The organism is Sulfurimonas sp. RIFOXYD2_FULL_34_21 (genome assembly GCF_001830805.1).
GTDB lineage: Bacteria > Campylobacterota > Campylobacteria > Campylobacterales > Sulfurimonadaceae > Sulfurimonas.
The window spans coordinates 210,822-222,899 of record NZ_MICH01000001.1 but is presented as its reverse complement, the minus strand read 5'-3'; the positions used below and the strand labels follow the sequence as shown (position 1 = coordinate 222,899).

Genomic DNA, 12,078 nt, shown 5'->3' with positions numbered 1-12,078 from the left:
AGTAATTTATACAAAACTATCCAAATAAAAGATTACCTTCAAATAGGTGCACCACTCAAAAGGTAATTTTTCTTTTAAACGAAATGTTTTAATAGAATTACCTTACTATCGATAGTATTTATAAAAATACATGTTAGCAGTCTATCATAGATTTCTTAAAGATATTATAAATAAAGCTTAAATATTAGGCGTTATGTACGTGATATTCTATTTATGCGATTTGACGGAACAACAAAAACTAAAAAAGTAGATATGAAAATAGTTAGCGAGCTTAATTCTAAGAGATAAATATAAGTTATAGAAGGTGATATGCCCATGTATTCCAAAATCCATATAGCCAAAAAGTGAGTTAAAAAAAAGGCATAAGAAAGCTCGCCAAAAAAGGAGTTGAGAGGAAGTTTTATCTTTGTTTTTGAGAAAAATAAAACCAGTGGTATCCCCAAAAGCAACCCTATAAAAGTCTCTTTGGTATAAGCGGGACTAAAAAGGTCTTTTACGCTAAATATCACGGCGGCGGTAAGTACGCTAAAATAGACAAAAGCGAGGTAATACCTGTCACTTTTTTCATTGCTTTGTATAGCTGAACCGACCAAAAATATAAAAAAGACTCCAGCTAAAAAACGATAACCGAAATAATCGGGATGAATAATAGAAAGATTTGCTGCAGTATAGACGGTAAAAGACACAAAAATCAAAACAAATCTAAACCTTTTATATACAAAAGCAAACGGTAAAAGTATGTATGCTTGAAGCTCTGTGCCAAGTGACCACGCAGGCGGAATGAGCCACCACGAAGGTTTTGTAAGGACGGTACTGTCTATGTACATGTAGTAGTTTAGAGGTATGACGGCTAGGTTGTTAAAGAGGTTTAAAAATGTAAAGTGCGGATTGCCAAATGAGGTAAAAAGTAAAAATATAGTAGTTAATATTATGACGTATATATATAGTGGAAAGATTCTAAAAAATCTGTCTTTGTAGAAGGATAGGAGTTTATCTTTACTAGGCAAAATATCTCTATATAAGTGAGAAACGACATAACCTGCCAAAATGTAAAAAATGACTACTGCTATAACGCCAGGATTTAAAGTGTAGAACTTCACCCCTATATGAGAGAGTAAAACTAAAAAGGCTAAAAAAAATCTAAGATATCCGAACATGTCTGTCTAAGTAGTGTTCTTGAAATGACAAGAGAAAATTCCAGTTTCTTAACATATAGTTTCTATTAACTTGTTCAATATATTTATATCGGTATTGGATAATGTGCCGAGTTTTGTAATTACAAACTCTTTTTCTATTGTTGCAATAGAAGATTTAAATACCGATTTCTTTAACAGTCCTGCTTTTCCCCAATCTTGAAGTTCTACTTCAAAATCTAACTTTGAATCTATCGCACTTGATATTGCAAGTATCAAAAGTGTTTCTCTTTTGTTGTCGTTATAAATATTTGAAGAGATTATCACTGCAGGTCTAGCTTTATATTTTATACTGCTTGCAAACGGAAATTTTACGACAACTACGTCATACTTATAAAAATTTATCATAAATATCGTCTTCTTTATTGTCCCAAATTTTTTCTAATGATTTTTGAGAGATATTTATAAAATCCTTATTTTCCTTTGTCTCATTCACTATTTCATATTTTGAAATGATATTTTCCTTTAGATTTTGAATAATATTTAAGACTATATCAAGGTTAGAATCTTCTACTTTAAGCTTTATTGTTTGCATACTAGCCACCTTTGTTTAAGATTTTCTTTAAAATTATACTACAACTAAACTAAACGACGGTAGATTGCTTCGCCCTTAGCTACAAAGCTTTAACAAAATCAAACTTTTCTTTACAATACTTGAAGAAAGTATCATATATACCGATAAGCTTATCAACAATACTAAATATAAGATTTATACTATCTACCACCTCATCTTGATTAAAAGAGTATTCATGTGCTATTTCATTACGATTTTTTCGCAATTTCATCCATTCGTCTTTTTCGACAATATTAAGCTCTTCGAGTCTATTTAGCCTGTCAATAAAGGTCTTATCTTTTACATTTTCTCCACTTAGTTCTAAAAAAGCAGGAAATAGTTTATCTCCTACGGTATCTTGCATCTTTGAAAAACGAAATATCATTTGATCTATAAAACTTGCTTGTACTTCCGTTAACTTTTCGTATTTATCTACTGTTAAAGGCATAATAAGCTCTAGGTTTTTTTTGCTAAGCGTAATCTTTTTTTATGTTGATTGCATTCGTGCAGTTTTTCTGTAAATATTGCCCCATCTTCAAAAGTTTCTATGAAAGCTTTTTTGATAAACTCTACTTCATACTTTGTTAGTCTCATTTGCGTTATACCTTATATTTTACTAAAATTATACTACAATATTTGTGCTATCTATGCCCGTAATGGCTACCTCAACGCTTGAGTAATCATCAGTTATGTTTTGTAAAACTTCTTGAGAGGCGATGTATGCCGAGTCTTCTTGCGGGTTTTCATGATTTGTTATATTTGTAGATGAGCCTAGATGCTGTGTGTAGTAGAGTGCTACTTCTACTTTGTTAGAGAGAGTATCTTGTCTTATCTTTGCATCAAAATATTCACTATATGTAAGATACGCGAACTCTTCGCTTTGCAAAGATGTACATAAGGTAGCCTTTATCATATCGTCCACTACAGAGTACCTCTCTTGAGAAGAGAGAGCATTTTCCCAATAAAATATGCCTTGCTCGTCCCCTGATGTTCCGAGCATATTTTGATATATGGCTTCTATGAAAGAGCGGTTATCAAGATTTTCGTATATTTGTGTAAAAAGTTCATGCTGCGCAAATTCAGATGCTATGATTTTTGTGATATCGCTTGGGCTTTGCGCCGACTCCGCTTCAGACATCCAATAGTTTAGCCCCTCATAATCGGGTGCTCTGTTAAAAAATGCTATATACAAAGCGGTTATGGATTCTTGAGTAGTAAGAATAATCTCTTGCGAGGTTAGATTTTGGTTGTTTTGGGAAGACCAGTTTAAAATATTTTCGTACGAGGTCTCATTTAAAAATAGAGCGTTATTACCGTTCTCAAATTGACTGACTACTATCGCCGTGACTTTTTCATCATACAAGAGAGGACTTCCGCTTTGACCGAAATAGATATCGAGATCATTCTCGAAGGTCAATATGTGATCTGCATATAGAGCATCAGGGCTTCCCGTCGTAGAGTATAGCCAATTTCCTCCATCTTTGTCGCCCGGATAACCGTATGAAATAAGTTCTTCTCCGATAATACTTTGAGGTTCTTGCAAGAACGCTATCTCTTTATATCCAGTATCAAACCCTACTGCGGAGCTTAAAGAGAGTACAGCATAATCATAGTATGATATCTCATACTCAAGCCAACCGTCACTCACAAAAACAGCATCAGTATATACACTAGAGTACGGCTCAAAGTCTCCAAACTTCGATGGCGTAACTAAGACCTGCGAAGCATATCCGCCGTGAGAAGAGTCGTATATGGCATGAGCGGCAGTCAAAACATCGTTCGAGCCTATCATAACTCCGCTGCTTTGTGTTTTATAATCATCTTCATAAGTTGATATAATCTGAACAAAACTACCTGTGTCGGTTGAGTATAGCGGTAGTTTTATTCTATCATCAGAACCTATTATCATAAATCAACGCTTTTGATGATATTTTGAAGTCTTTTAGATATGCGCACCCAGTCATGTTCGTCAATCCAGCTTTTTTGAATATCATTTTTAGAGATTAACTCTTGTTCATCTTCTAAGAGTTCTTCTATTTTTTGAGCCATACTTTTTACGGATAGGTCTTTGGTGAAATGCACTATATCACAGACATCATTAAAAATGGAGATAGGCGTACATATAACCGGCTTGTTTGTAGAGAGAGCATAACGGATAGCTCCACTCGCAGACTCTTGCGTATCTCTGTATGGCATAATTAACATATCTGCAGTATCAAGATAAGAGAATGAGTCATCATCACTTAAAAAATCGTTTATCATCGTAACATTTTTGCTAAGAGAAAGTTTTTTTACAAGTTCTTTGCACTCATGCGCATAGTCGTCTGAAACTGGATTCGGATATATGGCATTTACTAAAAGAAGTTCTATATTTTTATATTTTCGTTTAACGATAGAAAAAGCTTCTATAAGTTCTTTTATACCTTTATGAGGAAGCATAAAACCGTAGGATGCTATAACTTTGTTCTCTTTAGTATAATTTATTTCGTTTGTTCGTTTTTGCACACCGTGAGGAAAAAGAGTTACATTATCTACAATATCGAAAGATTTTAATATGTTTAAATCTTCTATATTATGAACCATCAATCTATCTGCTTTTCTCAATGTCTCTTTTATCCAACCCAAAGATGATTCTAGTCCTTTTATCTTGACATCTTTTATACTGTGAAAAATAACAAGCGTTCTTATATCGCTTTCATAAAGATACTCTAAAAGTTCTTGAAGATTTTTCATAGAGAAAAAAGCAAAGTTAAAGTTTATTACAATACTTTCTATATTATTTTGCAAGACATGTTCTTTTAACGCATCTATATCATTATCGTTTCTATCTCTCCAGCATCTGATAAATTTAGGTTCTTTTTCGTTATCTACAATATCGTGAGAATGATTTGCAAATATTTTAATATCGAAGATATCTTTATCAAAATGCTCAAGTAAGAATTCGGTGTATGTGGCTATACCACATCTTGTATTATATGTACTTATCCAACCGAGCTTTATCTTTTTGTCGTGAAATACAGGTGTCTTTTTTATCTTAGAAATTACATCTAAAATTCTTAAAGCGCAATCTTTCCATTTATATTTAGCCAAGATATTTTCTCTTGCTTTTTGAGTTTTTTTCGATAACTGTTCTTTTGGTGTTTTGTAAACCTCTTTTAAAAGTTTTGAGAGATGTTCATAAGACGGTTCTGCCCAATAGGAGTTAAAAAGGTTCATGTGAGTATCGGCTTTTGAAAAAGTATAGTCTATTAGCCATGCCGTCTCATCATCGCAAAAATCTCTTTGTCCGCCGAACCCAGTAGTAATAACCGGCATATCAAAAAGCATAGCCTCCGCCATAGGCAAACCGAATCCCTCTCCTCTACTAGGAGCTACGAGAGTATCGCATTTTTTATAAAGACTTACAATATGAGAGTCGTTTAAATCAAGATTTATAAGTTCTACTTCCGGAAAGCGAGGATTTTTTAATTTATGAGTTTTTAAAAGTTTTTCTATATCGTTATGCGGATTAGGGAATGTTTTTACAACAAGGCAAACATCATCTTTATCGGTAAATGCATTTTCGTATGATTTTAGAAGTATGTCTATACCTTTTCTAGGAAAGCATGAAGATACATGTAAAAACTTAAAACTTTTTTTTGTCGTTAACATGTACTCTTTTTCAGATATATCCAAAAGATGATCTACTCCTACGCCGACTACAAAAACGGGAATAGACAAGCCGTTATCTATCATAACTTTTTTAACATAAGCACTCATAACAGGAAGTGCATCAAGGTATGTATTGAAATCATGCAAGTACTCTTTTGGAAAAGACGATTCCTCCCATCCGTAAGAGTTCATCAGATTTATAAGTCCTTTTGCATCATACACTCTCGGCGGATACAAGTTTCTTAAGACCACTTCCGTACGCTGAGCTTTTTTTCCTCTTTTAGAAAGCTTCTCATAAAACGGATATTCTTTTAAAAACGTTTTGTCCGGCTCAAAATCGCCGTATCCTTCCGTAGAAAAAAGTGAAACACTATCAGGCTCTATTTTTTCTAAAGCTTTTGCCATTTCTCTATTTAAAATAGAAAGACTATAGCTTGAGTCAAAAGGTCCTTCTATCTGATAATAAGGATTGATTTTTGTTTGGGTAAGCTTATAATCACTAGTTATGTCAAAATCTAATAAATATTTTATTAGCATTTTTAATATATTTTCATGCATATAAATCTTTATTGCTTCTTGTTGAGATTTTAATATAGATCTTCTAAAAGCTCTATTGTCTCTTATTAAATTTATCGCCGCAGCTATATAATCATGATTTTTTTCATTAAAAAGTATGCCGCCTCCGTTTAGCGTACTCTTTATATTGCTGCTATTAAACGCTATAACCGGTACGCCAAAAAGCATAGCCTCTACTAAAGGTATTCCAAATCCTTCATGTTCACTCATGCATAAAAAAACATCTGCCGCCCTATAATGAGCATATAGTTTTTCATCGCTTATTTTACCTGTCAATATGACATTTTGAGTAAGTTCATTCTCTAAAATCTTTTTTTTCAAACTAGCTTCATAAGATACATCCGTAGCACCACCGATAATATAGAGTTTAAAATCTAAATTATAAGTTTTATAATATTTTGTCACTTCTATCAAATCATGTTGAGCTTTATTCGGAGCCACTCTACCGACAAATATAATGTTAAAATCTTTTGATATTTTATCAAAATAATTATTATCCCATTTGTTGGAAGTTTTTTTATCTAAATCTATTAAAAGAGGGATAGTGCGTACATATTCATAACCTAATTCCGTAAGTTCACTAGAATTTAAAGCAGAATCACTGATGTACCCGACAAATTTATTTTTTAGCTCAGGTAATATCTCTCTGCCTTTTTTACACATGTCATATAAAAAAGGATTGTCTTTAAAAAACTCTGCAGGAGTGATATTGTGATAAATCATATGCTTTTGGATATCCAATTTATCTAACCAGAGCGAAAAATCATAATATATAGAGTAATGTACAAAAAGTATCTGATTTTTATTTTTATTATCGATCTTTTTGTAGCTGAGTACTTTTCCTTCTAATTCTTTATCGTAGTCTTGAGCATATATATATGAAATAAAACCCAATTCTTGTAGTATTTTTTGTAAATATACCATGCCGTTCGTTATTCCATCGCCTACATGTGCCGACGGTGAAAACTGATGTAATGCTATTTTACTCATAATTTATATCCTATAACAGAATAATCAAACTGACTTCTAAATTGATGATTTAAAAAATCATTTTGCAAATCTATATCAAAAGTTCCGTTTAATCTTTTGATTTCCACATCTTTAAAATAATTATATTCTAATAAAAATTTTGCGGTATCAGGGACAAGAGGGTTCTTGTGTGTCGGATCCGTATAAAAACTAAATGCTCCGACTGCAATATTTTCAGGGTTAGGAGTCTCAAATATTACCATGCCTCCTTTTTGCAATACTCTATAGGATTCTTGAAAAAGTTTCATAAGCACTTCAAAAGAGAGGTGCTCTATAATGTGAAAACCTGTAATAACAGACAACGAATCATCTTCTTGATTTGAAAGATAATCTATGGCGTCCGATTCAAGAACATCCAGACCAAGCTTTTTTGAATTTTCTATCATAATACGATTTAAATCTACTCCTTTTAAATTTATATAATCATTTTCTTTGAGAAGTTCAAGCCATTCACCTCTACCGCAACCGACATCTAAAACTTTAATATCTTCTTTTTTAAACGGCAAATTTTGCATATACGATAGATACGGTTTAACTTTATCTTTAATCTCTTTTCTATCTCCTCTAAATCTATCTTCAAACTCTACATAAAAAGTATCAAATTGATACTTTTCTTCTCCAGTTATTCTTAATAACTCATTTTGCTTAAAGATTTCATCAGGTAATCTTTTTTTTGCTTCATCTATAAGATTTTGCATATTTTGTTCAGTTATTTTCATATAATCTTTTGCATAATTTACTGCTTGAAGATAAGATTCAAAATCTTTAATGACAGCTTTTGTTTTTAACTTATTTGTTATTTCTTCTCTTTGCATTTCCAACTCTGATTGAATATCTGAAACTCTTTCATTTGATGATTTTGTTTCAAGTTGTAATTTAAAATATTTTTCAAGATTGGCAACAGTTTCATTTGATGATTTTGTTTCAAGTTGTAATAGTAAATTATTTTGTATATTTTCTTGAATTTTCAACTTGCTATAAAATAGATTTTCATAGCTGTTAATTCTTTCTAAAAATCTTGGTATGGTTAATAGAGTAAAAATAATTTTTGCGATATATCCTAAAAATGGAATTTTATATATTAAAGATAAAATATATCTTTTTTTAATTCCCAATATAATTACGTTTTGTTTCATACCTTCTTTTGAAAAATATAATGATGTAATAATTTCTGTTTTTGAAAGTTTACCGCTTCTTAAAAGTGATAAATAATAATTCTTTTTGTTTTCATCAGGTTCTCTGCGTAAAATAAGATTGTATGCATTATGTATAAAATCTTCATCATAATATTCTGTAAAAGTATCCATTACATATATGCTATTTTGCGGATAAAGTCTAAGAATTTTTTGTACTTGTTTAACAAATTTATCTAAACCGATTGTTTTAAGTAATCTTCCTACTTTTACAGCAAAAATATATATATTATTAACTTTTAAATCTGACTCGGCAACCAGCTTTACAAATGGCTTTTCAGCTTTTACTATAATGCATTTTTTTCTTTGAGATTCTTGTTTTATTTTTTGCATTATCTCTATATCTGTAAGATTTGGTATATTTGTTTTTATCATTTAATATCTACCTTTTTAAATACTATATTCGGTTTTAATCTACATAACCCTATAAATACTTCACCGACTATACCTGCTATCTCAAAATTTGCCGCATTATCCAGCCAATGTGAACAGTTACTTAAATGAGTATCTTCAGAATGAACAGCCGCCGTTATGCTGTACTTGCCACTGCCAATGTTTAAGGGCATTTTGTAGTTGCAAACATACTCTTTGTTTGCTTTAAAATCTATGTTTAATTTGTGATGATAGGTATTTGTTCCAAAAATATCTTGTCCAAATCTATCTCGTATCATTATGCCTACCGTCATGTTAGGAATATCTTTTTTAGAAAGGATGCTTACCTCTATGGTCGCTTCTTCTCCTGAGCTTATTATATTTGAGTTTGAATCTTTGCCTTTTATAATTACATTTGTAATCTCTACGTCAAAAGTACCGAATGAGTTTTTGTTGTCATCTTTTATGCTCATCTTTTCATCTGCATCATTTAGTTTTGAGATGAGAAAGTTATAACTGTTTATGACATCTTCTGGCATACCCTCTTTTGCAACTTCACCGTGATTTAAAAGTATTACCCTATCGCAAAGAAGTTTTAGAGAGTTTAAATCATGTGAAACATAGATTATGGACATATTTTGCTCTTTTCTCTGTCTTAATGCTTTTGTGCATTTTGCCGCAAAGTGTGCATCCCCGACTGAGAGTGCTTCATCTACTATTAGAATCTTTGGTTCTGAAAAAATAGCGATGGAAAAGGCAAGTCTCATGCTCATACCTGAAGAGTATGATTTGATAGGCTCATAAATGTAATCGCCAAGCTCACTAAAAGCAATTATATCTTTGATTTTTGAATCTATCTCTTTGTTTGACATACCTATTAGAGTACCGTTTAAGTAGATATTATCATAACCGCTCATCTCATGATTAAAGCCTGTTCCCAGTTCTAAAAGTGCCGTAACTCTGCCGTGTCTAACAACTTCGCCTGAGCTTGGTTCTATAACTCCCGCTATGATTTTTAAGATAGTTGACTTACCTGCTCCGTTTACCCCGATGATGCCCAGTGTCTCGCCCTCGTACAAATCAAAAGAGATATTTTTGTTTGAAATGAACTCTTTATGACATATTTTTTTTGTAAAAATCTCTTTTAATCTATTGAAATTGTTTTTGTAAATTTTGTAGATTTTAGTGATGTTTTTTACTTCAAGGATTTTTTTCATCAGATAATATCCTTAATAGTGCTTATCATTTTTTTATATAGATATGCCGCTAAAATAAATGTTGAAAAAGAGATAAGAAAAATAGTTATCAAGTCACTTAAAGCAGGAGATTTTGCAAAAAGAAAAATATCTTGATATACATGTACAAAATGGTAAAAAGGGTTATAAACCAAAAGAGATGGATATTTCTTCTCAACCATCTCTCTCATGTAGATAATAGGCGTCATCCAAAACCAGAGTTGAACTACGATAGGAATCGCCTCTTTTAGGTCTTTGAAAAACGGTGTAAAGAGTGAGAGTATGACTCCTAGAGAAAATGCAAACACAGTTTGTAAAAGCATTATAGGTATCATCCATAAAAACGAAAAAGTTACAGGCTGATTAACCAGAAGCAGGAAAATAGTTCCAAAAGATATAGACAAAGTAAAAAGAGCAAGCTCCGTAATCACTATGCTTAATTGAAAAGTATGCATAGGTACGTTTATCTTTTTAATCATATTTGCTTTTTCAAAAATCGAAGTGCTTAGGCGCATAATAATTGTACTAAAAGATGTCCATGCCAGAAGACCGGGAATCAGATAAATGCTGTATGCGTAAGAGTTGTCTATTATATTTAACTTCATTTTCATAAAATCTGAAAATATAACGGTATAAATAAAAATAGTGATAATAGGAGATAAAATATACCAAAGTTGCCCTAAACCCGTTCCGAAGTATCTCTCTTTAAAGTCTCTTTTGGCAAAACTGAATGCGAGTAAAATGTTGTGTTTCAATTAAGACCTTTTATAATCATCTTCTACTCTTACAATATCATCTTCTCCGAGATAATCGCCTATTTGCGTCTCTATAATAACAAGATTTAATTTACCGCAATTCTCCAGCCTGTGAAGCTCGCCCATAGGTATATGTATGGATTCGTTTGCCCTTAGCGGAATCTCTTTTTCGCCGAGTGTAACTACCGCTGTTCCGCTTACAACCGTCCAGTGTTCGCTTCTATGAAAATGTTTTTGCAAAGATAATCTGCCGCCGGGTTTTACCTCTATGCGTTTTATCTTATATTTTGGATTGTCTTCAAGGATAGTGTATGTTCCCCATGGGCGGTGAGCCGTTAAATGAATATTGTGCAGTTGGCTGTCATTTCTAATCTTATTTACAATATTTTTGACTTTTTGGGATGAGCCTTTTTTGCTTATAAGCAGTGCATCCCCCGTATCAACCACAATCAAATCTTCTATGTCAACCGTCGCTATTTTTCTCTCGCAGCCGTATATAAAGTTATTTTTACTCTCAATTTGAACATAGTTTTTATTTACGGTATTGCCATTTTCATCTTTTGGCAGCTCCTCATAAAGTGCATCAAAACTTCCGACATCAGACCAGCCTATGTCCGAAGGAACTACTTTTACTTTTGATGATTTTTCCATTACGGCGTAATCTATACTATCCTCAGGAATTTCTAACATGTCATCTTTTTTTATTTTGATGGTATTATCAGAAACTGAAGTTTTAACATCATCTTTTAAAGCGGCTTTACATGTATCGTAAATTTGCGGTGAATATTTTTTAAGCTCATCTAAAAAGACTCCCGCCTTAAAACAGAACATTCCGCTGTTCCAGTAGTAATTTCCAGCTTCGAGATACTTAGAAGCAGTCGCAAAATCCGGTTTTTCATGAAAAGCTTTTACGTCTGTTCCGTCGGCTTCTATGTAGCCAAATCCCGTTTCCGCAAATGTAGGTTTTATACCGAATGTAACAAGGTAGCCATCTTCTGCGAGCTCTTTTGCTTTATAAAGAACTTTTGCATACTCATCTTCATTTTTTATAAGATGATCGGAGGGCGTAACAAGAACTGTCTCATCCTCTTGGAGCGCCATACAGGCTAAAGCTATCGCAGGAGCGGTATTTCGTCCTATCGGCTCTAGTAAAAAATTGCTGTGCTCTTTACTTTTACCATGTAACTCTTCTAGCTGATCTTTTGCTAAAAAATATTGCTCCATATTTGAAACAATAAAAGAGTTTTGGCAAAATCTGCTGTTTCTATCGACTGTCAACTGGTATAGTGATTTCTCATCAAAAAGTTTTACAAACTGTTTTGGCATAAGCGTTCTGCTTATGGGCCAAAGTCTAGTACCGTTACCGCCGCATAATATAACATTTGTCAATTATTTTACCCTCTTAGTAATATTAGTATGAATTGTAGTTAATTATCTTAAAAGATTTACTTAAAAGATTTATTTTATGAAGTACTTTTTAAACACCTTTATGTTACCATCCAACAAAATAAAAATTAAAAC

At 32.4% G+C, this 12,078-nt stretch carries 11 protein-coding genes; all 11 read right to left on the bottom strand.

Annotated elements, in window-relative coordinates:
- Positions 1–191: 191 nt before the first annotated feature.
- Positions 192–1,157 (bottom strand): acyltransferase, encoded by a 966-nt coding sequence (locus A2530_RS01105; protein ID WP_294884066.1) that lies wholly within the window; start codon positions 1,155–1,157, stop codon positions 192–194.
- Between the two features lie 48 nt (positions 1,158–1,205).
- Positions 1,206–1,541, bottom strand: a complete 336-nt coding sequence (locus A2530_RS01100) for a type II toxin-antitoxin system PemK/MazF family toxin (protein WP_294884065.1) — start codon at positions 1,539–1,541, stop codon at positions 1,206–1,208.
- Positions 1,525–1,728, bottom strand: a complete 204-nt coding sequence (locus A2530_RS01095) for a hypothetical protein (protein WP_294884064.1) — start codon at positions 1,726–1,728, stop codon at positions 1,525–1,527. The genes A2530_RS01100 and A2530_RS01095 overlap by 17 nt, the downstream gene beginning before the upstream one ends.
- A 79-nt stretch (positions 1,729–1,807) precedes the next feature.
- The gene (locus A2530_RS01090) at positions 1,808–2,194 is read right to left on the bottom strand and encodes a hypothetical protein (RefSeq protein ID WP_294884062.1); all 387 of its coding nucleotides are present in this window, start codon (positions 2,192–2,194) and stop codon (positions 1,808–1,810) included.
- Positions 2,195–2,202: 8 nt separating this feature from the next.
- Positions 2,203–2,340 carry a hypothetical protein gene (locus A2530_RS01085; protein WP_294884061.1) on the bottom strand — a complete coding sequence of 46 codons (138 nt, stop codon included), beginning with the start codon at positions 2,338–2,340 and terminating at the stop codon, positions 2,203–2,205.
- 28 nt (positions 2,341–2,368) lie between these two features.
- Positions 2,369–3,655: a DUF4214 domain-containing protein gene (locus A2530_RS01080; protein WP_294884059.1), complete on the bottom strand. Its 1,287-nt coding sequence runs from the start codon at positions 3,653–3,655 to the stop codon at positions 2,369–2,371.
- A complete protein-coding gene (locus tag A2530_RS01075) occupies positions 3,652–6,963 on the bottom strand; it encodes a glycosyltransferase (protein WP_294884058.1) in 3,312 nt (1,103 codons plus the stop codon). The genes A2530_RS01080 and A2530_RS01075 overlap by 4 nt, the downstream gene beginning before the upstream one ends.
- Entirely contained in the window at positions 6,960–8,570 is a 1,611-nt protein-coding gene (locus A2530_RS01070) for a methyltransferase domain-containing protein (RefSeq protein ID WP_294884056.1), read from the bottom strand. Before A2530_RS01070 ends, A2530_RS01075 begins: the two co-directional genes overlap by 4 nt.
- On the bottom strand, positions 8,567–9,784 hold the full coding sequence (locus A2530_RS01065; RefSeq protein ID WP_294884055.1) for an ABC transporter ATP-binding protein: 1,218 nt from the start codon (positions 9,782–9,784) through the stop codon (positions 8,567–8,569). The genes A2530_RS01070 and A2530_RS01065 overlap by 4 nt, the downstream gene beginning before the upstream one ends.
- The gene (locus A2530_RS01060; RefSeq protein WP_294884054.1) at positions 9,784–10,557 is read right to left on the bottom strand and encodes an ABC transporter permease; all 774 of its coding nucleotides are present in this window, start codon (positions 10,555–10,557) and stop codon (positions 9,784–9,786) included. Before A2530_RS01060 ends, A2530_RS01065 begins: the two co-directional genes overlap by 1 nt.
- A complete protein-coding gene (locus tag A2530_RS01055; protein ID WP_294884053.1) occupies positions 10,558–11,946 on the bottom strand; it encodes a mannose-1-phosphate guanylyltransferase/mannose-6-phosphate isomerase in 1,389 nt (462 codons plus the stop codon).
- Between the last annotated feature and the right edge of the window lie 132 nt (positions 11,947–12,078).

Bases quoted from the DNA above. Each gene is read 5' to 3' on its own strand.
- A2530_RS01105 (WP_294884066.1), bottom strand. From the start codon at position 1,157: ATGTTCGGATATCTTAGATTTTTTTTAGCCTTTTTAGTTTTACTCTCT.
- A2530_RS01100 (WP_294884065.1), bottom strand. From the start codon at position 1,541: ATGATAAATTTTTATAAGTATGACGTAGTTGTCGTAAAATTTCCGTTT.
- A2530_RS01095 (WP_294884064.1), bottom strand. From the start codon at position 1,728: ATGCAAACAATAAAGCTTAAAGTAGAAGATTCTAACCTTGATATAGTC.
- A2530_RS01090 (WP_294884062.1), bottom strand. From the start codon at position 2,194: ATGCCTTTAACAGTAGATAAATACGAAAAGTTAACGGAAGTACAAGCA.
- A2530_RS01085 (WP_294884061.1), bottom strand. From the start codon at position 2,340: ATGAGACTAACAAAGTATGAAGTAGAGTTTATCAAAAAAGCTTTCATA.
- A2530_RS01080 (WP_294884059.1), bottom strand. From the start codon at position 3,655: ATGATAATAGGTTCTGATGATAGAATAAAACTACCGCTATACTCAACC.
- A2530_RS01075 (WP_294884058.1), bottom strand. From the start codon at position 6,963: ATGAGTAAAATAGCATTACATCAGTTTTCACCGTCGGCACATGTAGGC.
- A2530_RS01070 (WP_294884056.1), bottom strand. From the start codon at position 8,570: ATGATAAAAACAAATATACCAAATCTTACAGATATAGAGATAATGCAA.
- A2530_RS01065 (WP_294884055.1), bottom strand. From the start codon at position 9,784: ATGAAAAAAATCCTTGAAGTAAAAAACATCACTAAAATCTACAAAATT.